The sequence below is a fragment of the Enterobacter sp. B79-1 genome (assembly GCF_057444735.1).
Genome location: NZ_JBYAZJ010000011.1, coordinates 1 through 20580 on the forward strand (window position 1 = coordinate 1; position 20580 = coordinate 20580).

Genomic DNA, 20580 nt, shown 5'->3' on the forward strand with positions numbered 1-20580 from the left:
CACAGATTGTCTGATAAATTGTTAAAGAGCAGTGCAACGCGGCTTTCGCTCACCGTTGCGAGGTGGCGTATATTACGCTTTCCTCTTTCAGAGTCAACCCGTTATTTCAGGATTTTTTCTCTTCAACCGACCCGGTTGTTTGTGAAGTGATTCACATGTTCCGTGTCGATGGAGGCGCATTATAGGGAGTTCTCCGCAGGCCGCAACCGCTAAATGACAGAAAAATGACTGACTGCTGCATTACACAGCAAAACCCCGTCTTATACCTTTTTACACACAGACTTATCCACAGTCGTCCCTTAAATCCACTATACTAGCGACAAATATTCCCCCTGCAGGCTCCTCCCATGACCACACAACGTCTCACCCGTGACTGGCGCATCCCCACAGCAGGGCTGATGGTGCTGGTACTTCTTTTTGCAGGTTTTACGCTCCATACGCACTGGAATGCCTTTATTCAGTGGTGCCTCGCCACCCAGATCACCTTACATCGCTATCTGGTGATGTACTTGCTCCAGCTGAATAACCATCAGTACAGCGGCGGTCTGTGGCTACTCACCGGTGCCTTCCTTTATGGCGTACTTCACGCCATCGGACCGGGGCATGGCAAATTCATTGTCACCACCTATCTCAGTACAAATAAAGAAAGCGAATTGGCCGCCCGGGTTGTGCCGTTTCTCGGCAGCCTGATGCAGGGCGTCAGCGCCATACTCTTTGTCTTTATACTGGCGATAGGGTTTAACCTCGCCTCGGGGGATATCAGCACCAGCCGATGGTATGTAGAGAAGGTCAGCGCCGTCCTTATTGGCGCATTCGGCGCATATATGATTTATCAGGCACTGAAAAGCCTGCGTCCGCGTCGAATGACAATCTCCTCGATCAAGCCCTTCCACCAGCATGATGAGCATTGCGGTTGTGGTCATCATGGCGTAGGAAGCGATCTGACAAAAGGCGACTGGAAAACGCGTCTGGGCGTGGTGATGGCGATTGGCGCGCGACCGTGCAGCGGCGCGATCATGATCCTGATGTTCTCGAATGCGCTCGGCATTGTCACCTGGGGGATCGCCGCGGTGATGACCATGTCACTGGGTACAGCGCTTTCTATTATGGGTCTCTCGCTGGCGGTACGTTATGCCCGTGAACGCACGGTGGCGTATTTCGGCGGCGGGTCAACGCTGAGCTGGCTGGTCCCTATAGTGAAAATCGCGGGAGGGATCGTGCTGATTCTGTTCGCCACCGTCCTGTTCCTGACGGTGATCCCCATCAGCGCCAACGGCGACTACATTGCCGCAGGATGCTAATAAAAGAAAACCCGCCAGCGGCGGGTTTCATTATTACTCGTTAATCCGTGGATGTTGATCAACAAGGCGAGAGCGTTTCTTCTGCAGCTCTTCAATCTCTGCGTCAATATCCTCTATCTTCTGCTCTACGTTATCGTAGTGCTCACGCAGGATCTCTTTTGCTTCCTGAATATCGGATGCCGCAGGCGTCGCCCCTTTCAGAGGACGGTTCGCCGTCTCCTTCATGGTAAGACCGGTTGCCAGGCCAATGACTGCAATAACCATCAGATAATAAGCAGGCATCATCAGGTTCTGCGTGCTTTCCACCAGAGAGGCGGCAAGCGTCGGCGTCAGGCCCGCAATCAGAACCGAGATGTTGAACGCCGCCGCCAGCGCACTATAACGAATGTGCGTCGGGAACATCGCAGGCAATGTTGACGCCATCACCCCGATAAAGCAGTTCAGGATCACCGCCAGCATCAACAGGCCCGCGAAAATCAGACCCAGCACATTACTGTTAATCAGAATAAAGGCCGGGATCGCCAGCGCAAACAGCGCCACACTGCCGAGGATGATGAACGGTCGGCGGCCAAAGCGGTCGCTCAGCAGCCCCATAATCGGCTGCACAAACAGCATACCCACCATGATGGCGATAATAATCAGCACACCGTGATCTTCCGAGTAGTGCAGGTTATGCGACAAGTAGCTCGGCATGTAGGTCAGCAGCATGTAGTAGGTCACGTTGGTGGAAATCACCAGACCGATACAGGTCAGCAGGCTACGCCAGTGTTTGGTGGCAATCTCTTTGAACGAGACTTTCGGGCCTTCCTGCAGCCCTTCGCGGTCTCCCTGCTCCAGCTTTTCAACGTGCTGCTGGAACGCTGGCGTCTCTTCCAGCGCATGACGCAGGTAAAGACCGATGATGCCCAGCGGCAGCGCGATAAAGAACGGAATACGCCAGCCCCATTCGAGGAAGTTCTCTTCACCCACCACGGTTGAAATCAGCACCACGACGCCTGCGCCCATCACAAACCCGGCAATCGAACCGAAGTCCAGCCAGCTGCCCATAAAGCCACGCTTACGGTCAGGTGAATACTCCGCAACGAAGATCGACGCACCGGTATACTCGCCCCCGACGGAGAAGCCCTGCGCCATTTTACAGAGCAGCAGCAAAATCGGTGCCCAGATGCCTATGGTGGCGTAGGACGGTATCAGGCCGATACAGAATGTACTGATCGACATAATAACAATGGTGATAGCGAGTATTTTCTGGCGACCGTATTTGTCACCGAGCATACCGAAGAACAGACCACCCAGAGGGCGAATCAGGAAGGGAACGGAGAACGTACCCAGCGCGGCAATCATCTGCAGGCTTGGGTCGGCACCGGGGAAGAACACTTTACCTAATGCATAGGCAACAAAACCGTAGACACCAAAATCGAACCATTCCATCGCATTACCGAGCGAGGCGGCGGTGATCGCTTTACGCAGTTTTGCGTCATCGATAATCGTGACATCACGAAGCGTAATGGGTTTAACCTTTTTCCTTCTTAGCATAGCTTTCCTCGTAGACTCAGCCCTGTCCGTTCCACAGCTAACTCGCGTTCTGTGAACCTGGGATTCGCTCCATGCGAATCGCCTTATTCAAGCGTAGCAGGTTTACTTACATTGACGTTTCACGTCGATACAACCGAACCTGTTGACGCCTGCCTGGGCAGTTAATGACCTTTTTACCCTACCAGTGTTTATATATGTGATCAACTTCACATATCTTTTTCCTGTTCGTCAAATGACGTCAGACTTTGTCAATTCCTGCGAATGCGTACTTACTCAAGCGGCCGAAAAAATATGCTTACGTACGTTATTATTCGGGTCTCAGCAAAAGATTAAGCCACAATCCTTCACATCAGATTTACATAAATTTTAATAATAAAATGCCGCATCCTTTGTTTACATTCATTATGTGATCGAGATAACTAAAACACTGTTTTATTTTCATTGAATCGCAATTCCAAAGATCGCATCATAAATCCGCAAACATCATCTTCAGTGCTTTCGAACAAAAGAAACGGAAGACACTCATTTAATTTTATTGCATGGATACCGAGTTAGCCCCTCAAAAAGGCCGGTAATCCATTGAATTTGTTTATTTATTTTTTTGAAGCTTTCCGCCAGATACGCGGGGCGAGATGCGAGGGTTAAACATGAAGATTAAAGCCACAATAGAACGTATCCCCGGCGGAATGATGTTGGTTCCGCTGGTACTTGGTGCGATCTTAAATACACTGGCACCGAATACCGGTGCTTATTTTGGTGGATTCACAAAAGGCATGATTAGCGGAACGGTACCGATTCTGGCGGTATGGTTCTTTTGTATCGGCGCATCCATTAATTTACGTGCCACGGGGACGGTATTACGCAAATCAGGAACACTGGTTATCACAAAAATTGCCGTCGCCTGGGTTGTTGCAATGATCTGTGCGATGTTCATTCCGGAGAACGGCATTCAGACCGGATTCTTTGCCGGATTATCCGTGCTGGCCATCGTGTCAGCGATGGATATGACCAACGGTGGCCTGTATGCCAGCCTGATGAATCAGTACGGCACCAAGGAAGAATCCGGTGCGTTCGTGCTGATGTCGCTGGAGTCCGGCCCGCTGATGACCATGTTGATCCTGGGCTCTGCCGGTCTTGCCTCCTTTGAACCTCACCACTTTGTCGGTGCGATCCTGCCATTCCTGATCGGTTTTGCGCTGGGTAATCTGGATCACGATTTACGCGACTTCTTCAGCAAAGCTACGCCGGTGCTGATCCCGTTCTTTGGCTTCGCACTGGGTAACACGATCAACCTGAACGTGATCCTGGATACCGGCCTGCTGGGTATTGTGCTGGGTGTTGCCGTCATCATCATCACCGGTATTCCGCTGATTATTGCTGACCGCGTGATTGGGGGCGGAAATGGAACCGCGGGTGTCGCCGCGTCTTCGGCCGCCGGGGCTGCCGTCGCAAACCCGGTGATTATTGCCCAAATTAACCCAGCCTTCGAACCGGTCGCCGCGTCAGCCACAGCGCTGGTTGCCGCCAGCGTGATCGTCACCGCGATTCTGGTCCCCATCATCACGGCGCTGTATGCGAAACGCTACGGGAATGTGCAAGAGACTCAGCCTGAACCGAAACCAGTAGAAATGAATCATTAAACCGCACCAAACCATCCCCTCTCCCCTGCGGGGAGAGGATTAGGGTGAGGGGGAAGGGATCAGCCAAAAATCTCTTCCACCATCCCCTCCACCAGCCGTTTTGCCGAACAGAGCCTTGGCATGCCCAGCGCGACAGTCTGCCAGCTCTGCGTCACCGACCAGCACACCGGATGTTTATCCGCCAGGCACCAGTCCCCCAACCAGCCCAGCATATCCTTGTAATCCATCAGACCGGGGGAGGCGGATGTTGTCAGCCATTGAGGGTAAAAGTGTCGGGTGGTGGGAGAGGCATTAATACCCTGAGCAAGATAATTCGCCGCCATGCTGCGCAGGTTATCCTTGAGCATGGCCGCCACATCGTCATTTGCCAGGCGGCACGCATCACCAAACGGCCCCCAGCGCAACTCTTCCAGAACAACGTAACAGCGGCCAGCCAAAGACCAACTGTCGTATTGACCGGCACGCCAGCGGGTAAAAATCTGCTCGCTATGCTCACCCGCCTGAACCGTGAGCCCACGCTGCGTCAGCGCTTTCTCTTTATAAGCCGCACGCTGGCTAAAGTGAGCGGTGAGTTCTTCATACTGCTGTATCAGACCAGGAGGCTGAACGGTGCGCGGGTTCGTCTGCTGCCGAAGCGCCAGCAATTTATCGGACATACGGGTCAGTGCCAGATGGCCGGGATCGAGCATTCCGGCCAGCTTCTCCGCCAGCCCCAGCCGCAATGCCGTATTTTCGGTGAACATTCCCGACATCGCCCACGGCCGTAGCCGGGTGTGCGTCATGATTTCCTGCGTCAAACGTTCACGAAACTGCAGCTGCTGCGGCCCCAGATGGGGGTGACGCGCAGCGTCCACGCCCTGAACCAGATCGACCATAAATTTGGGATGAATACACTCCAGCGTCCGCCCGGGACCGTCCAGTAGCTGTGTTGTCATGGTTGCTCTGCCGCGAATAGGGTTTGAATATCATCGCGTAACAGTCGGGTATCTTCCTGAATCCACGTTGCAGTCGTAAGACTTTGCTTCAGCATCTGGCTGAGCGCTCGTGTCGAATGCTCATTTTGCTGACGCACTGCGAGGCTATCACGCAAGCTTTCCTGTAACCCGGTCAGGCATAATGAAAATTCCGCAAAGAATGTCGCCATGCCTGCCGTAACAGAAACATCGACCTGCGCGGCCAAAGCTTTACCTATTTGTTCACAAAACTGGTCGATATGTTGCTTAAATTTGTCATGAAGCTGCGCGATATCGATGACGTATCGTGTACGCGTCGCGACAGCGTCCTCCCAGCCCCAGCCCGGATTGTTCAACCAGCGCGAGACGGTTTCACGCATGCTGCCCGTCCCCGAGGTTCGCCCTGCCGGACGGCTATCCATCGCAATGGCATCGTTAAACAGCGCACGCGTGTTGAAGTTCAGCTGATTAGGCTGAAACGCAGGGAAACTGATCCGCGCCCGAAAACCCGCATGGCTCAGCTGCGCTTTAATCCGCGTCTCTATGGGGCGCATGGCCTCATTCAACGAGCGTGCCAGCGTGGATTCCAGCTGATCGAAGCGCAACGCCAGCTCTCGACAGATCTTATCCTGCGCATCCAGCATAATCAGTTCACAAGAGGAGCTGATCTTACTCAGTACAACCTGCGCCTGTCCTTCGTCGTCCAGCACCAGATGATGTGCCTCTTCCACTGCGTCGTTTCGCACATTCAGCGGATCGATACCGGCGACCCCCATGATATTGCCGTGACTAAAGACCTGCCCAATCGCCTGTTGCAGCGCGTGCTTTTGCCGCGCCATGAACTCATCTGTTGCGCTAAGCGCCTCTTCAACTTCGTGTTGCACTTCATCGCTGACCACGCTCTGACGCGTTTTTATTAGCGCCATGTCGTCCTCAAGCCGGGCAATATTCAACTCCAGCTCGTCGAAGGCCACGGTCAGCCCCTGATAGCGAAAATCGAGATACTCGCGGGCATTCTGCGCATAGTTGAGCAGCTTGTGGGACGCCGAACGCAGGGCAAACAGCGAGGCGTTGGCATACGCGGCGTAAATCAGCTTACGGATGGGTTGTTCAAACAACGAGTCTTCCCACAGCAGGTCCGCGGCGTGACGGATATGGTCGATATCGTCCAGATCGGCTGTTCGCCAGCGACGTCCCAGCGCCGCCTCGGCAAAATCCTGCACCCAGCGCTGCGCCTGATGGTCAGGGAGCCGTCCGTTAGCAGCCATCTCATAGCGGGCACGATTGGCCAGGTAGGCCCACATCGAGGAAACCGGGTAAATCTGCCCAGGCGAAATATTCCCCTTCATTAATGTGCCGGAAATCAACGCCCGGACCTGTTCCTCGTCATCGCTGTTACGGTCTTTCTGATCGAACTTATTGACCAGCGCATACAGGGGGACCGATTTACCCGCCACCGAGATCGCCTGACGGACCTCTTCATCGGAAATCGATTTGAGCTGGGTGTAGTCCATCACCGCCAGGACAGCCGAGGCGCGAGCCAACTGCTCGCTGAGCATTTTTTGCAGATGCGGCTGTCCGGCTTCATTTGGCCCCGGTGTGTCGAGTAACGTCAGTTGACCCAGATGGGCATCCAGCCCTGCGAGATGGACAAACTCCACCTCAATGACCGGAATATGTTCAATTGCCGTGTATTCGGAAAACGGAAAATCCACGCCCAGCGCCAGAGAAAGGCGTACCAGGTCGTTAAGGCTTTTCAGACAATGGAATATCGGCTCTGCGCCCAGATGATGCTTTTCAAATGGCTCACCTTTTTCGATACGCTCCAGCAGGGTATTCATGTCTTTATCTATTTCCAGACGCTGGGCCAGCTTACCGCGATCGTCATCGCAGAGCTTTTTCTGCAATTGCAGAATCAACGCATCAATAGGAGAGACATGCGAGAAATGAAGTACAGGCTCCTTTTGACCCGGCGTATGGCGGATCAGCGTCGGGAGCGCGGTCATTGGCCGGTTGCGGTTCGGCAATACCTCGGTACCCACAATCGCATTAATGGTGGTTGATTTACCCGCCTTCATGGTCCCGACAATGGCCAATACCATTTCGAGACGGGTTATTTTGCGCAATTCATTATTTAGCATCGCCTGCTGAGCATCGACGCCACGGGCGCTGAAATGTAAAGGCAATACATTATTATTACCGCCTCTCAATGCGGCCGTCGCGCTATCCAGCATCGTACCTGGCATTGATTTCAACGTCTCAAGATTCTGTAGCGCGAGCTGTAACAGACGCTCAGCTTCCTGGCTTAATTCAAAAATGGTCTGTGTGTGCATGATAAAAGCCTTTCCTTAACGCAAATTTATTACTTTTATTAAGCCACTTTGTTTTGATTATGCTGTTTCGGCTTATATGATCACGTATGGAAAACATGTTCGCAAAATATAACCAATTGATGGCAATAAGAAATAAATAACCATCCTTGCAAGGCGCGTAAAACGGCCCCCTTGGCGGAAAGCCAAAAGATAAAAAGCGTAGCTCATTTTCAGGAAACATCAGGATATATCATTGCTATTTACCCACCTAAAAAGAGAGGTAATTCCCCGCCACCATGGGATGAATGGCGTTGGTGAACGTGGATAAATAACAACTTGTTGCTTAACCTTATCCGAAATGGAAGAGCGTAGCAATTTGATGCAATAAAATATTCGATATATTTAGCATCATTTCTTTCCATCGTCTTAATGCGTCAAGCATCGCTTAACTGACTGACAGCAAGTGTCACTCGCCACACAATTTTTGCCTTTTTTTTATTATGCAATAGCACCGACAAAAGTGTGGATTTGCGTTATACTTGCCGCCTTTTTCGGCACTCTGCCGTCATTTAGCTGGCACTTTCCAGCGTGTTAACACTTTTTTGAGGATACCGACATGCAACTCCCACACTGCCCGAAATGCAATTCTGAATACACTTACGAAGATAATGGCATGTTCATCTGCCCGGAATGCGCACATGAATGGAATGACGCAGAGCCGTCGCAGGACAGCGATACCCTCATCGTAAAAGATGCGAACGGCAACCTTCTGGCCGACGGCGACAGCGTCACCGTGGTGAAAGATCTGAAGGTGAAAGGCAGCTCTTCCATGCTGAAGATCGGCACCAAAGTGAAGAATATCCGTCTGGTTGAAGGCGATCACAACATCGATTGCAAAATTGACGGTTTCGGTCCAATGAAACTGAAATCTGAGTTCGTTAAAAAGAACTGATTTATCCGCCCGGTGGCGCTTCGCTTACCGGGCCTACAATAACTAAACTTAATGGGCTTCTCTTACCTGAGGTAATGATTATGCCGTTAAGTCCCTACATCTCTTTCGCCGGTAACTGTGCTGAGGCCACCGCCTTCTATCAGCAGGCCGTCGGCGCAGAACTCCTCTATAAAATCACCTTCGGCGAAATGCCAAAAGACGAAAACAGCGAAGAAGGCTGTCCGTCCGGCATGCAGTTTCCGGATTCCGCCATCGCTCACTCCAACGTTCGCATTGCGGGCAGCGATATCATGATGAGCGACGGGTTGCCGCCCGGCAGCAGCGCGCAATACGCCGGGTTCACGCTGGTGCTCGACACCCAGGACGTGGCAGAAGGTAAGCGCTGGTTCGACAGTCTTGCCGCGGGCGGAAATGTCGAAATGGCCTGGCAGGAAACCTTCTGGGCGCACGGCTTCGGTAAGGTCACCGATAAATACGGTGTGCCGTGGATGATTAACGTCGTTAAATCGTAGGTCGGATAAGCGCAGCGCATCCGGCAACAGCGCCCGGTGGCGCTGCGCTGACCGGGCCTACGGTGATTGTCATCAAACTCCCCTCAACTCTTCAAATTCCCGCAACCCAGACTTAACCCAAATGTCATATTGATGCGCCAGCATGAGGCCACATTTATTGTGAGGCCCAGCCCATGCAAACCGTCATCCGCGTCGAGAAACTGAGCAAGACCTTCCATCACAACAAGGCGCTGCATGCCGTTGATCTGACCGTCCAGCAGGGCGACATGGTGGCGCTTCTCGGGCCTTCTGGCTCAGGCAAATCCACTCTTCTGCGCCATTTAAGCGGCCTCATTACCTGCGATAAAACCCCGGAAAGTCACGTCGAACTGCTGGGTAACACCGTGCAGCGTGCAGGCCGTCTGGCGAGCGATATTCGCAAAAGCCGCGCCCAGACGGGCTACATCTTCCAGCAGTTCAACCTGGTGAACCGCCTGACGGTGCTGGAGAACGTGCTGATTGGCGCGCTCGGCAGCACCCCGTTCTGGCGCACCTGCCTGCGCTGGTTCTCCCCTTCTCAGAAGCAGGAAGCGTTGCAGGCGCTGACCCGCGTCGGTATGGCGCATTTTGCCCACCAGCGCGTCTCCACCCTGTCCGGTGGACAACAACAGCGCGTCGCCATCGCCCGCGCGCTGATGCAGAAAGCAAAAATCATTCTTGCCGATGAACCCATCGCCTCGCTGGACCCGGAATCGGCGCGCATCGTGATGGAAACTCTGCGCGACATTAACCAGCACGACGGCATCACCGTGGTGGTGACGCTGCATCAGGTGGATTACGCACTGCGCTACTGCGAGCGCATCGTCGCCCTGCGTCAGGGGCACGTGTTCTTTGATGGCGCGAGCCATCAGTTTGATAACGAACGTTTTGACCATCTCTACCGCAGCATTAATCGCGTCGAAGAGAACGCGCAGGCTGCTTAACGTCCCCATAACGAGGAATGGAAATGAGCTATAAAACGGTTGCCGCGCTGGCCTTCACCAGCATGTTCAGCATCAGCACCCTGTTAAGCCCGGCCTACGCCGAGGAGCAGGAAAAAGCGTTGAACTTTGGCATCATTTCGACGGAATCACAGCAGAACCTGAAACCCCAGTGGGAACCGTTCCTGAAAGATATGGAAACCAAACTGGGGATCAAAGTGAACGCCTTCTTCGCCCCGGACTACGCGGGCATCATCCAGGGGATGCGCTTTAATAAAGTGGACATCGCCTGGTACGGCAACCTCTCCGCCATGGAGGCAGTAGACCGCGCGAACGGCCAGGTCTTTGCCCAGACCGTTGCGGCAGACGGTTCTCCGGGCTACTGGAGCGTGCTGATCGTGAACAAAGACAGCCCGATCAACAACCTCAACGACCTGCTCGCCAAACGCAAAGAGCTGACCTTCGGCAATGGCGATCCGAACTCCACCTCCGGCTTCCTCGTCCCGGGCTACTACGTCTTCGCCAAAAACAACGCCTCCGCCAGCGACTTCAAGCGCACCGTCAACGCCAGCCACGAAACAAACGCCCTGGCCGTGGCCAACAAGCAGGTGGACGTTGCCACTAACAACACCGAAAACCTCGACAAGCTGAAGACCTCCGCGCCGGACAAGCTGAAAGAGCTGAAGGTTATCTGGAAATCGCCGCTGATTCCGGGCGACCCGATCGTGTGGCGTAAAAACCTCACCGAAAGCACCAAGGAGAAGGTGTACGACTTCTTTATGAGCTACGGCAAAACGCCGGAAGAGAAAGCGGTTCTTGAACATCTGGGCTGGGCACCGTTCCGCGCGTCAAGCGACCTGCAGCTGGTTCCGATTCGCCAGCTGGCGCTGTTCAAACAGATGCAGGGCGTGAAGGACAACAAAGGCCTTAAGGAAGACGAGAAGACCAGCAAAGTCTCTGAAATTCAGGCCCAGCTGGACGATCTCGACCGCCTGACCGCCGCGCTCGGTGCAATGACCAGCGTGAATAAAGCGGTGCAGTAACGCTTTTCGCCCGGTGGCGCTGCGCTTACCGGGCCTACATTTTGGATCGTAGGCCGGATAAGCGTAGCGCCATCCGGCACACAAAGACCCGCGGGGTAACACATGCAAACCATCACCCTCCCACCGCCAAAGCGCAGCTGGTTCTCGCTCATCAGCTGGGCCATCCTGCTGGCGGTGCTGGTTATCTCCTGGAAGGGCGCGGAAATGGATCCGCTGCTGCTCTTCAAAGATTCCGGCAACATGGCCACCTTCGCCGCCGACTTCTTCCCACCGGACTTCAGCCAGTGGCAGGACTACCTTGGCGAAATGGCGACCACCCTGCAAATCGCCGTCTGGGGCACCGCCCTTGCCGTCGTTATCTCCATTCCGTTTGGCCTGATGAGCGCCGAAAACATCGTGCCGTGGTGGATATACCAGCCGATGCGTCGCCTGATGGATGCCTGCCGCGCCATTAACGAAATGGTGTTCGCCATGCTGTTCGTGGTCGCCGTCGGCCTGGGTCCGTTCGCGGGCGTGATGGCGCTGTTCATCCACACCACAGGCGTGCTCTCCAAGCTGCTCTCCGAAGCGGTCGAAGCCATCGAGCCCGGCCCGGTAGAAGGCATTCGCGCAACGGGCGCCAACAAAATCGAAGAGATCCTTTACGGCGTCCTGCCTCAGGTGATGCCGCTGCTGATCTCCTACTCCCTGTACCGATTTGAGTCCAACGTCCGCTCCGCCACCGTGGTCGGCATGGTGGGCGCAGGCGGGATTGGCGTCACCCTGTGGGAAGCCATTCGCGGTTTCCAGTTCCAGCAAACCTGCGCCCTGATGGTGCTCATCATCGTCACCGTCAGCCTGCTGGATTTCCTCTCTCAACGTTTGCGTAAGCACTTCATCTGAGAAGCGAGGCTTTGTTTTCTATGCACTTATCCAGACATCCGACCAGTTACCCCACCCGCTGGCAAGAGATTGCGGCAAAGCTCGAAGTGGAGTTGCGCACGCACTACCGCTGTGGAGACTACCTGCCCGCCGAGCAGCAGCTTGCCGACCGCTATGAGGTGAACCGACACACCCTGCGCCGCGCCATTGACCAGCTGGTCGAGCGCGGCTGGGTCCAGCGCCGCCAGGGCGTGGGCGTGCTGGTGCTGATGCGCCCCTTCGACTACCCGCTAAACGCCCAGGCGCGCTTTAGCCAGAACCTGCTGGATCAGGGCAGCCACCCTACCAGCGAAAAGCTGCTCTCGGTATTGCGCCCGGCCTCCAGCCACGTGGCAGACGCGCTGGGCATTCAGGAGGGCGATAACGTCATCCACCTGCGCACGTTGCGCCGGGTGAACGGCGTGGCGGTATGCCAGATAGACCACTACTTCGCGGACCTCGCCCTCTGGCCCGTGCTCCAGCGTTTCTCCAGCGGCTCGCTACATGATTTTCTTCAGGATGCGACAGGCATTGCGCTCAAGCGCACCCAGACGCGCATCAGCGCCCGTCGCGCGCAGGCGAAAGAGAGCAAGGTTCTCGAAATTCCCAACATGGCTCCGCTGCTCTGCGTACGCACCCTCAACCACCGTGACGGCGAGATCAACGCGACGGAATACTCCGTCAGCCTGACCCGCGCCGACATGATCGAATTCACCATGGAGCACTGAATGCACTTCGACATCTCCACCCGACAGCGCTGGATGCGCGTGCTGGCCCACAGCCAGCCTGCTGCGCTCTCTGCCCGCATGAGCGCTCTTAGCCTGGCACCTGATTACGACACCCTCCGCGCACCGGAGATTGGCCTCGTACAAATCCAGGCGCGGATGGGCGGCACCGGCGAGCGCTTCTTCGCCGGAGACGCCACCCTCACCCGCGCCGCAATCCGCCTGAACAGCGGCACGCTGGGCTACAGCTACGTGCTGGGGCGTGACAAATCGCACGCCGAGCGCTGCGCGGTGATCGACGCGCTTTTGCAGGAACAGCCGCATTTCCAGACGTTAATGGAAACCCTTATTGCCCCGCTGGAAGCCGACCGCGCCGCGCGCATTGCCGCACGTCAGGCCGAAGTGAACACCAGCCGGGTCGACTTCTTTACGCTCGTTCGCGGAGACAACGCATGACGCTTCAACCTGCTTTTACCCTGGCCGTCCAGGATGCCCAACACAGTTTTCGTCGCCTGCTGAAGGCGATGAGCGAGCCGGGCGTGATCGTCTCGCTGCACCAGCTTTCACAGGGCTGGCTGCCGCTGAACCTGGCGACCACCAGCGTGCTGCTGACCCTTGCCGACAACGACACGCCTGTTTGGCTTTCAGGCGCATTATCCAACGATATCGCCAGCCAGAATCTGCGTTTTCACACCGGCGCTCCGCTGGTCGATCAGCCCCAGCAGGCAATCTTTGCCGTGGCCGATGAGCAAATCAGCCATGAACAGCTTAACGCCCTGAGTGAAGGCAGCGCCGTCGCCCCGGAGACCAGCGCCACGCTGATCCTGCAGGTTTCCAGCCTGAGCGGCGGCCGCATGCTGCGCCTGACGGGCGCAGGCATCGCCGAAGAACGCATGGTCGCGCCGCAGCTGCCGGAGTGCATCATTCACGAGCTGACCGAACGCCCGCACCCGTTCCCGCTGGGCATTGACCTGATCCTGACCTGCGGCGAGCGCCTGCTGGCGATCCCGCGGACCACCCACGTGGAGGTGTGCTGATGTATGTTGCCGTCAAAGGGGGCGAAAAAGCGATCTCCGCCGCCCATGCGCTGCAGGCGCACAGACGACGGGGCGATGAACGGCTTCCCGAGCTGAGCGTCGCCCAGATTGAGCAGCAGTTAAACCTCGCCGTCGATCGGGTAATGACCGAAGGCGGCATCGCCGACCGCGAGCTGGCGGCGCTGGCCCTGAAGCAGGCCAGCGGCGATAACGTCGAAGCCATCTTCCTGCTGCGTGCCTACCGCACCACGCTTGCCAAACTGGCGGTGAGCGAGCCGGTCAACACGGCACAGATGCGCCTGGAGCGCCGCATTTCTGCCGTTTATAAAGACATTCCCGGCGGCCAGTTGCTTGGCCCCACCTACGACTACACCCATCGCCTGCTGGATTTTACCCTGCTGGCGAACGGCGAAGCACCGCAGTTCAGCACCTCTGACGCCGAACAAGAACCGTCTCCGCACGTCTTCAGCCTGCTGGCGAAACAGGGCCTGGCGAAGGCGGAAGAAGATTCTGGCGCGCAGCCGGATGACATCACCCGCACGCCGCCGGTTTACCCGTGCTCGCGCTCGTCCCGCCTGCAGCAGCTGATGCGCGGCGACGAAGGCTATCTGCTGGCGCTGGCCTACTCCACCCAGCGCGGCTACGGGCGCAACCACCCGTTTGCGGCCGAAATTCGCAGCGGCTATATCGACGTTGAAATCGTGCCGGAAGAGCTGGGTTTTGCGGTAAACATCGGCGAACTGCTGATGACCGAGTGTGAAATGGTGAATGGTTTTGTCGCGCCCGAAAATGAAGACCCTCACTTTACCCGCGGCTACGGGCTGGTGTTCGGCCTCGGCGAGCGCAAAGCCATGGCAATGGCGCTGGTCGACCGCGCACTCCAGGCACCGGACTACGGCGAGCACATTGCAGGCCCGGCGCAGGACGAAGAGTTCGTGCTGGCCCACGCGGATAACGTTGAGGCCGCCGGTTTTGTCTCGCACCTCAAGCTGCCGCACTACGTCGATTTCCAGGCTGAACTGGAACTGCTGAAACGCCTGCAACGGGAGCGCGCCAATGGCTAACTTAAGCGGCTACAACTTTGCCTATCTGGACGAGCAAACCAAACGCATGATCCGCCGCGCGATACTTAAAGCGGTGGCCATTCCGGGCTATCAGGTGCCATTCGGCGGCCGCGAAATGCCGATGCCCTACGGCTGGGGCACGGGCGGTATTCAGATCACCGCCAGCGTGATCGGCGAGTCTGACGTGCTGAAGGTCATCGACCAGGGCGCCGACGACACCACCAACGCCGTGTCGATCCGCAGCTTCTTCCAGCGCGTAACCGGCGTAAATACCACTGAAAAAACCGAAGACGCGACGCTGATCCAGACCCGTCACCGCATCCCCGAAACCCCGCTGACGGAAGATCAGATTTTGATTTTCCAGGTGCCGATCCCGGAGCCGCTGCGCTTTATCGAGCCGCGCGAAACGGAAACCCGCACCATGCACGCGCTGGAAGAGTACGGGGTGATGCAGGTGAAGCTGTATGAGGATATCGCCCGCTTCGGCCATATCGCCACCACCTACGCCTACCCGGTGAAGGTGAATGGGCGCTACGTGATGGATCCGTCGCCGATCCCGAAATTCGATAACCCGAAGATGGACATGATGCCCGCCCTGCAGCTGTTCGGCGCCGGGCGTGAAAAACGCATCTACGCCGTCCCGCCTTACACCCGCGTGGAAAGTCTCGATTTCGACGATCACCCGTTTACGGTGCAGGAGTGGGACGAACCGTGCGCCATCTGCGGCTCCAAACACAGCTATCTGGACGAAGTGGTGCTGGACGATACGGGCAAACGGATGTTTGTCTGCTCCGACACCGATTACTGCCGCCAACAGAGCGAGGCGAACAGCCAATGAAACCGCTGCTTTCGGTTAACAACCTGACCCACCTCTATGCGCCGGGCAAAGGCTTCAGCGATGTCTCCTTCGAGCTGTGGCCGGGCGAGGTGCTGGGGATCGTCGGCGAGTCCGGCTCCGGCAAAACCACCCTGCTGAAGTCCATCTCCGCGCGCCTGACGCCGCAGAACGGCGACATTCTGTATGAGGGCCACTCCCTTTACGGCATGAGTGAAGCCGAGCGCCGCCGCCTGCTGCGCACCGAGTGGGGCGTGGTGCATCAGCACCCGATGGACGGCCTGCGCCGTCAGGTCTCCGCCGGTGGCAACATCGGCGAACGCCTGATGGCCACCGGCGCGCGCCACTACGGCAACATCCGCGCCACCGCCCAGCACTGGCTGGAAGAGGTGGAAATCCCCGCTTCGCGCATCGACGACCTGCCGACAACCTTCTCCGGTGGGATGCAGCAGCGTCTGCAGATTGCCCGCAACCTGGTTACCCACCCGAAGCTGGTGTTTATGGATGAACCCACCGGCGGGCTGGACGTCTCCGTGCAGGCGCGCCTGCTCGACCTGCTGCGCGGTCTGGTGGTGGAGCTGAACCTTGCGGTGGTGATTGTCACCCACGATCTGGGCGTTGCGCGCCTGCTGGCGGACCGTCTGCTGGTGATGAAGCAGGGTCAGGTGGTGGAAAGTGGGCTAACCGACCGGGTGCTCGACGATCCGCACCATCCGTACACCCAGCTGCTGGTGTCGTCCGTATTGCAGAATTGAGGGCGCCACCCCGGCAAAACGCACACCGCACCTTGTAGGCCGGGTAAGGCGAAGCCGCCACCCGGCAAAACGAATCGCGAGGCCAACATGATCCACGTACAAAACGTCAGTAAAACCTTTGTGCTCCACCAGCAAAACGGCGTGCGCCTGCCGGTGCTGCAAAACGCCTCGTTAGAGGTCAGCAAGGGCGAATGCGTAGTGCTGCACGGCCACTCCGGCAGCGGAAAATCCACCCTGCTGCGCTCCCTGTACGCCAACTACCTGCCGGACGAAGGCCACATACGCATTCGCCACAACGATGAGTGGGTCGATCTGGTTCAGGCTCCGGCGCGCAAGGTGCTGGACGTGCGCCGCACGACGATCGGCTGGGTTAGCCAGTTTCTGCGGGTGATCCCGCGGATCTCCGCCCTGGACGTGGTCATGCAGCCGCTGCTGGATCTCGGCGTGCCGCGCGAAACCTGCGCCGCCAAAGCCGCCAGCCTGCTGACGCGCCTCAACGTGCCGGAACGCCTGTGGCACCTTGCCCCGTCGACCTTTTCCGGCGGCGAGCAGCAGCGCGTTAACATCGCGCGCGGGTTTATCGTTGACTACCCGATTTTGCTGCTGGATGAACCCACCGCCTCGCTCGACGATAAAAACAGCGCCGCCGTGGTGGAGCTGATCGAACAGGCCAAAGCGCGCGGCGCGGCGATCGTCGGGATCTTCCACGACGAAACCGTTCGCAGCCGCGTCGCAGACAGATTGCACCCGATGGGGACAAACGCATGATTATCAATAACGTCAGGCTGGTGCTGGAAAATGAAGTCGTTGATGGCTCGGTTGAAGTTCATGACGGCGTTATTCGCGCCTTTGCCGAAACCCAGAGCCGTAACCCTGAAGCGATGGACGGCGAAGGCGGCTGGCTGCTGCCGGGGCTGATTGAGCTGCATACCGATAATCTGGACAAATTCTTCACCCCGCGCCCGAAGGTGGACTGGCCCGCCCATTCGGCGATGAGCAGCCACGACGCGCTGATGGTCGCCAGCGGCATCACCACCGTGCTCGACGCGGTGGCCATTGGCGACGTGCGCGACGGCGGCGATCGCCTGGAGAATCTGGAGAAGATGATCAACGCCGTGGAGGAGACGCAAAAACGCGGCCTCAACCGCGCCGAGCACCGTCTGCACCTGCGCTGCGAGCTGCCGCACCACACGACCCTGCCGCTGTTTGAAAAGCTGGTCGGGCGCGAGCCGGTCTCGCTGGTCTCCCTGATGGACCACTCGCCGGGGCAGCGCCAGTTCGCCAACATTGAAAAGTATCGCGAATACTATCAGGGCAAATATTCTCTCAACGATGCGGAGATGGCGCGCTACGAGGAAGAGCAGCTGGCACTTGCGGCACGGTGGTCGCAGCCTAACCGCCTTAAGATTGCCGCGATGTGCCGTGACCGCAACATCGCGCTGGCCAGCCATGACGACGCCACGCACGATCACGTGCGCGAATCCCACCAGCTTGGCAGCGTGATCGCCGAATTTCCCACCACGTTCGAAGCCGCGGAAGCCTCACGCAGGCACGGCATGAACGTGCTGATGGGCGCACCGAACATCGTGCGCGGCGGATCGCACTCCGGTAACGTGGCAGCAAGCAGGCTCGCCTCCCTCGGCCTGCTGGATATTCTCTCGTCCGACTACTACCCCGCCAGCCTGCTGGATGCGGCGTTCCGGGTGGCGGACGACGAGGGCAACACCTTTACGCTGCCGCAGGCGATTCGCCTGGTGACGAAAAACCCGGCCACCGCGCTCAATCTTCACGATCGCGGGGAAATCGCGGAAGGTAAACGCGCGGATCTGGTGCTCGCCCACCGCAAGGGCGAACACGTTCATATCGACCACGTCTGGCGTCAGGGAAAAAGGGTGTTCTGATGGGAAGACTCATCTGGTTAATGGGGCCGTCCGGCTCCGGGAAAGACAGCCTGCTGTCGGCGCTGCGGCAGCAGGAACACGCGCGACTGTTGGTCGCGCACAGATACATCACCCGCGCGGCCAACGCCGGAAGCGAAAACCATATCGCCCTGAGCGAGCAGGAATTTTTTACCCGCGCCGGGCAAAATCTGCTGGCGCTGAGCTGGCACGCCAACGGCTTTTACTATGGCGTGGGCATCGAAATCGACCTCTGGCTGCACGCGGGTTTTGACGTGCTGGTTAACGGCTCGCGCGCGCATCTACCGCAGGCGCGTTCCCGATATGAAGCGGCCCTGCTGCCGGTCTGTTTAGAGGTGTCGCCGGAGATCCTGCGTAACCGCCTGCAAAATCGTGGCCGCGAAAGCGCAAAAGAGATAGACCAGCGCCTGGAGCGTGCGGCGCGCTACACCCCGTCGGGCTGTTACGTCCTCAATAACGACGGAAGTTTGCTACAGTCAGTCGAGACCTTTTTAACGCTGATCCGCCAGAAGGAGAAACAGCATGCCTGACTGCCAGCTTCGCCCCGCCACCGCCGACGATGCGCAGAGTGTTTACGCCCTCATCTGCGAACTTAAGCAGGCAGAATTCGATCATCAGGCGTTTCACGCGGGCTACCTTGCCAACCTGCAGGATCACAACATGCGCTACCAGCTTGCCGAATTGGACGGGCAGGTCATCGGCATGATCGGTCTGCACATGCAGTTTCACCTGCACCATGCGCGTTGGATCGGCGAGATCCAGGAGCTGGTGGTGATGCCGCAGGCGCGTGGGCACAAAGTGGGCAGCCAGCTTCTGGCATGGGCGGAAGCGATCGCTCGCCAGGCGGGTGCTGAGCTAACGGAGCTCTCCACCAGCGTAAAGCGCACTGATGCCCACCGTTTTTACGTGCGTGAAGGGTATACGCAGAGCCATTTCCGATTCACTAAACCGCTGTAGAGGTGCGTTATGAGTCTGACCATCACGTTGACGGGGACGGGTGGCGCCCAGCTGGTGCCGGTCTTTGGCTGCGACTGTGCGGCCTGCCGCCGGGCGCGCCTGCAGGACAACTATCGCCGTCGCCCCTGCAGCGCGGTAGTCAAATTCAACGATGCGGTGACGCTGCTGGACGCGGGCATTCCGCACCTGATGGACGACTGGCCCGCGGGCAGCTTTCAGCAATTTTTGCTCACGCACTACCATATGGATCACGTTCAGGGGCTGTTTCCCCTGCGCTGGGGCGTGGGCGCGACGATTCCGGTTTACGGTCCGCCGGACGAAGCGGGGTGCGACGACCTGTTTAAACATCCGGGGATTCTGGATTTCAGCCACACGCTGGAGCCGTTTGTGATGTTTGAACTTCAGGGGCTGCGGGTCACGCCGCTGCCGCTCAACCATTCAAAACTGACCTTCGGGTATTTGCTGGAATCGGCTCACAGCCGCGTGGCCTGGCTTTCCGACACCGCCGGGCTGCCGGAGAAAACGGTGAAGTTCCTGCTCAACAACCCGCCGCAGGCGATGATTATCGACTGCAGCCATGAACCGCGCGAGGAAACGCCGCGCAACCATTGCGACTTAACTACCGTGATTGCGCTGAACGAGGTCATTGGCTGCCCGCAGGTGATCCTGACGCACATCAGCCATCAGTTTGACGTGTGGATGATGGATAACCCGCTGCCGGAGGGAATTGAGGCGGGGTATGACGGGATGGTGCTGGTGCTCGACTGAGTTTTGCCGGGTGGCGGCTGCGCCTTACCCGGCCTACGGCCCAGGGTTTTGTAGGCCTGCGTAAGCGAAGCGCCACCAGGCTTTATCCTCGATCGTAATCGTCTTCTAACCTGCGTTCATCTTCTTCTAACCGACGGCGATCGTCATCCAACTGGCGCTGGCGCTCATCTAAGCGCTGGCGTCTGTCCTCAAGCTGCCGACGGCGATCGTCGTACTGGCGGCTGTCGGTCTGGCGGCTGCGATCGTAACGATCGTCGTCGTCATCGCTGCCGCGACTGCTGCTGGGGTTATAAGCATCGTTGATCGCCTGTTGAATGTTGCCAATAGCATCATCAACAATATCGGCATGAGCCAGCTGGCTGGTGAGTGACAGCAGACCAAATAACAGAGCAGTTGAGTAACGTTTCATAAG

General features: G+C 57.4%; 22 protein-coding genes. 18 read left to right on the forward strand and 4 right to left on the reverse strand.

Going from position 1 to position 20580, the window contains the following annotated elements:
• Positions 1–347 precede the first annotated feature (347 nt).
• Positions 348–1301, forward strand: a complete 954-nt coding sequence (locus AC2T6E_RS21350) for a nickel/cobalt transporter (RefSeq protein ID WP_120159837.1) — start codon at positions 348–350, stop codon at positions 1299–1301.
• Between the two features lie 33 nt (positions 1302–1334).
• Here AC2T6E_RS21350 and proP read toward each other — a convergent pair whose 3' ends face one another.
• Positions 1335–2837 (reverse strand): glycine betaine/L-proline transporter ProP, encoded by a 1503-nt coding sequence (proP, locus tag AC2T6E_RS21355; RefSeq protein ID WP_089598654.1) that lies wholly within the window; start codon positions 2835–2837, stop codon positions 1335–1337.
• Between the two features lie 647 nt (positions 2838–3484).
• Between proP and kdgT the strand changes: the two genes are divergently transcribed.
• Entirely contained in the window at positions 3485–4477 is a 993-nt protein-coding gene (gene kdgT, locus AC2T6E_RS21360) for a 2-keto-3-deoxygluconate transporter (RefSeq protein ID WP_042719120.1), read from the forward strand.
• A 59-nt stretch (positions 4478–4536) separates the two neighbouring features.
• Here the strand turns inward: kdgT and AC2T6E_RS21365 are convergent, their stop codons facing one another.
• Positions 4537–5412: a diguanylate cyclase regulator RdcB family protein gene (locus AC2T6E_RS21365; protein ID WP_182401809.1), complete on the reverse strand. Its 876-nt coding sequence runs from the start codon at positions 5410–5412 to the stop codon at positions 4537–4539.
• The gene (gene crfC, locus AC2T6E_RS21370; RefSeq protein WP_212474683.1) at positions 5409–7763 is read right to left on the reverse strand and encodes a clamp-binding protein CrfC; all 2355 of its coding nucleotides are present in this window, start codon (positions 7761–7763) and stop codon (positions 5409–5411) included. Before crfC ends, AC2T6E_RS21365 begins: the two co-directional genes overlap by 4 nt.
• 595 nt (positions 7764–8358) lie before the next feature.
• Between crfC and AC2T6E_RS21375 the strand changes: the two genes are divergently transcribed.
• From AC2T6E_RS21375 to phnP, 16 genes are all read left to right on the forward strand, one after another.
• Positions 8359–8694, forward strand: coding sequence for a zinc ribbon domain-containing protein YjdM (locus AC2T6E_RS21375; RefSeq protein WP_042719123.1), 336 nt, complete (start codon positions 8359–8361; stop codon positions 8692–8694).
• 80 nt (positions 8695–8774) lie between these two features.
• On the forward strand, positions 8775–9206 hold the full coding sequence (gene yjdN, locus AC2T6E_RS21380; RefSeq protein WP_089598651.1) for a VOC family metalloprotein YjdN: 432 nt from the start codon (positions 8775–8777) through the stop codon (positions 9204–9206).
• Positions 9207–9379: 173 nt separating this feature from the next.
• A complete protein-coding gene (phnC, locus tag AC2T6E_RS21385) occupies positions 9380–10168 on the forward strand; it encodes a phosphonate ABC transporter ATP-binding protein (protein WP_089598650.1) in 789 nt (262 codons plus the stop codon).
• A 23-nt stretch (positions 10169–10191) separates the two neighbouring features.
• Positions 10192–11208, forward strand: coding sequence for a phosphonate ABC transporter substrate-binding protein (phnD, locus tag AC2T6E_RS21390; protein ID WP_278435236.1), 1017 nt, complete (start codon positions 10192–10194; stop codon positions 11206–11208).
• 102 nt (positions 11209–11310) lie between these two features.
• Positions 11311–12090: a phosphonate ABC transporter, permease protein PhnE gene (gene phnE, locus AC2T6E_RS21395; RefSeq protein WP_120159832.1), complete on the forward strand. Its 780-nt coding sequence runs from the start codon at positions 11311–11313 to the stop codon at positions 12088–12090.
• A 20-nt stretch (positions 12091–12110) separates the two neighbouring features.
• Positions 12111–12836: a phosphonate metabolism transcriptional regulator PhnF gene (phnF, locus tag AC2T6E_RS21400; protein WP_042719130.1), complete on the forward strand. Its 726-nt coding sequence runs from the start codon at positions 12111–12113 to the stop codon at positions 12834–12836.
• Positions 12837–13289 (forward strand): phosphonate C-P lyase system protein PhnG, encoded by a 453-nt coding sequence (gene phnG / locus AC2T6E_RS21405; RefSeq protein WP_278435238.1) that lies wholly within the window; start codon positions 12837–12839, stop codon positions 13287–13289. It abuts the gene before it with no gap.
• A complete protein-coding gene (gene phnH, locus AC2T6E_RS21410; protein WP_108418068.1) occupies positions 13286–13870 on the forward strand; it encodes a phosphonate C-P lyase system protein PhnH in 585 nt (194 codons plus the stop codon). The genes phnG and phnH overlap by 4 nt, the downstream gene beginning before the upstream one ends.
• The gene (locus AC2T6E_RS21415; protein ID WP_278435239.1) at positions 13870–14934 is read left to right on the forward strand and encodes a carbon-phosphorus lyase complex subunit; all 1065 of its coding nucleotides are present in this window, start codon (positions 13870–13872) and stop codon (positions 14932–14934) included. The genes phnH and AC2T6E_RS21415 overlap by 1 nt, the downstream gene beginning before the upstream one ends.
• Positions 14927–15772: an alpha-D-ribose 1-methylphosphonate 5-phosphate C-P-lyase PhnJ gene (gene phnJ / locus AC2T6E_RS21420; RefSeq protein WP_023334208.1), complete on the forward strand. Its 846-nt coding sequence runs from the start codon at positions 14927–14929 to the stop codon at positions 15770–15772. The genes AC2T6E_RS21415 and phnJ overlap by 8 nt, the downstream gene beginning before the upstream one ends.
• The gene (gene phnK, locus AC2T6E_RS21425; protein ID WP_023334207.1) at positions 15769–16524 is read left to right on the forward strand and encodes a phosphonate C-P lyase system protein PhnK; all 756 of its coding nucleotides are present in this window, start codon (positions 15769–15771) and stop codon (positions 16522–16524) included. The genes phnJ and phnK overlap by 4 nt, the downstream gene beginning before the upstream one ends.
• An 87-nt stretch (positions 16525–16611) precedes the next feature.
• Complete coding sequence (gene phnL, locus AC2T6E_RS21430; RefSeq protein ID WP_330754799.1) at positions 16612–17292, forward strand: phosphonate C-P lyase system protein PhnL; 681 nt, start codon at positions 16612–16614, stop codon at positions 17290–17292.
• Positions 17289–18425: an alpha-D-ribose 1-methylphosphonate 5-triphosphate diphosphatase gene (gene phnM / locus AC2T6E_RS21435; protein ID WP_486693191.1), complete on the forward strand. Its 1137-nt coding sequence runs from the start codon at positions 17289–17291 to the stop codon at positions 18423–18425. The genes phnL and phnM overlap by 4 nt, the downstream gene beginning before the upstream one ends.
• On the forward strand, positions 18422–18973 hold the full coding sequence (gene phnN / locus AC2T6E_RS21440; RefSeq protein ID WP_174340423.1) for a ribose 1,5-bisphosphokinase: 552 nt from the start codon (positions 18422–18424) through the stop codon (positions 18971–18973). Before phnM ends, phnN begins: the two co-directional genes overlap by 4 nt.
• Positions 18966–19400, forward strand: coding sequence for an aminoalkylphosphonate N-acetyltransferase (gene phnO, locus AC2T6E_RS21445; RefSeq protein WP_100167231.1), 435 nt, complete (start codon positions 18966–18968; stop codon positions 19398–19400). The genes phnN and phnO overlap by 8 nt, the downstream gene beginning before the upstream one ends.
• A gap of 9 nt (positions 19401–19409) precedes the next feature.
• The gene (gene phnP / locus AC2T6E_RS21450) at positions 19410–20168 is read left to right on the forward strand and encodes a phosphonate metabolism protein PhnP (RefSeq protein WP_212474677.1); all 759 of its coding nucleotides are present in this window, start codon (positions 19410–19412) and stop codon (positions 20166–20168) included.
• Between the two features lie 82 nt (positions 20169–20250).
• Here the strand turns inward: phnP and yjdP are convergent, their stop codons facing one another.
• Positions 20251–20577, reverse strand: a complete 327-nt coding sequence (yjdP, locus tag AC2T6E_RS21455) for a DDRRRQL repeat protein YjdP (RefSeq protein ID WP_312961754.1) — start codon at positions 20575–20577, stop codon at positions 20251–20253.
• Between the last annotated feature and the right edge of the window lie 3 nt (positions 20578–20580).

Excerpts from the sequence above, each read along its gene's own strand:
- phnF (WP_042719130.1), top strand. The coding sequence starts at position 12,111 with ATGCACTTATCCAGACATCCGACCAGTTACCCCACCCGCTGGCAAGAG.
- yjdN (WP_089598651.1), top strand. The coding sequence starts at position 8,775 with ATGCCGTTAAGTCCCTACATCTCTTTCGCCGGTAACTGTGCTGAGGCC.
- AC2T6E_RS21365 (WP_182401809.1), bottom strand. The coding sequence starts at position 5,412 with ATGACAACACAGCTACTGGACGGTCCCGGGCGGACGCTGGAGTGTATT.
- phnP (WP_212474677.1), top strand. The coding sequence starts at position 19,410 with ATGAGTCTGACCATCACGTTGACGGGGACGGGTGGCGCCCAGCTGGTG.
- proP (WP_089598654.1), bottom strand. The coding sequence starts at position 2,837 with ATGCTAAGAAGGAAAAAGGTTAAACCCATTACGCTTCGTGATGTCACG.
- phnO (WP_100167231.1), top strand. The coding sequence starts at position 18,966 with ATGCCTGACTGCCAGCTTCGCCCCGCCACCGCCGACGATGCGCAGAGT.
- AC2T6E_RS21375 (WP_042719123.1), top strand. The coding sequence starts at position 8,359 with ATGCAACTCCCACACTGCCCGAAATGCAATTCTGAATACACTTACGAA.
- phnD (WP_278435236.1), top strand. The coding sequence starts at position 10,192 with ATGAGCTATAAAACGGTTGCCGCGCTGGCCTTCACCAGCATGTTCAGC.
- phnC (WP_089598650.1), top strand. The coding sequence starts at position 9,380 with ATGCAAACCGTCATCCGCGTCGAGAAACTGAGCAAGACCTTCCATCAC.
- phnM (WP_486693191.1), top strand. The coding sequence starts at position 17,289 with ATGATTATCAATAACGTCAGGCTGGTGCTGGAAAATGAAGTCGTTGAT.
- yjdP (WP_312961754.1), bottom strand. The coding sequence starts at position 20,577 with ATGAAACGTTACTCAACTGCTCTGTTATTTGGTCTGCTGTCACTCACC.
- AC2T6E_RS21415 (WP_278435239.1), top strand. The coding sequence starts at position 13,870 with ATGTATGTTGCCGTCAAAGGGGGCGAAAAAGCGATCTCCGCCGCCCAT.
- phnE (WP_120159832.1), top strand. The coding sequence starts at position 11,311 with ATGCAAACCATCACCCTCCCACCGCCAAAGCGCAGCTGGTTCTCGCTC.
- phnH (WP_108418068.1), top strand. The coding sequence starts at position 13,286 with ATGACGCTTCAACCTGCTTTTACCCTGGCCGTCCAGGATGCCCAACAC.
- phnJ (WP_023334208.1), top strand. The coding sequence starts at position 14,927 with ATGGCTAACTTAAGCGGCTACAACTTTGCCTATCTGGACGAGCAAACC.
- phnG (WP_278435238.1), top strand. The coding sequence starts at position 12,837 with ATGCACTTCGACATCTCCACCCGACAGCGCTGGATGCGCGTGCTGGCC.
- AC2T6E_RS21350 (WP_120159837.1), top strand. The coding sequence starts at position 348 with ATGACCACACAACGTCTCACCCGTGACTGGCGCATCCCCACAGCAGGG.
- phnL (WP_330754799.1), top strand. The coding sequence starts at position 16,612 with ATGATCCACGTACAAAACGTCAGTAAAACCTTTGTGCTCCACCAGCAA.
- kdgT (WP_042719120.1), top strand. The coding sequence starts at position 3,485 with ATGAAGATTAAAGCCACAATAGAACGTATCCCCGGCGGAATGATGTTG.
- crfC (WP_212474683.1), bottom strand. The coding sequence starts at position 7,763 with ATGCACACACAGACCATTTTTGAATTAAGCCAGGAAGCTGAGCGTCTG.
- phnK (WP_023334207.1), top strand. The coding sequence starts at position 15,769 with ATGAAACCGCTGCTTTCGGTTAACAACCTGACCCACCTCTATGCGCCG.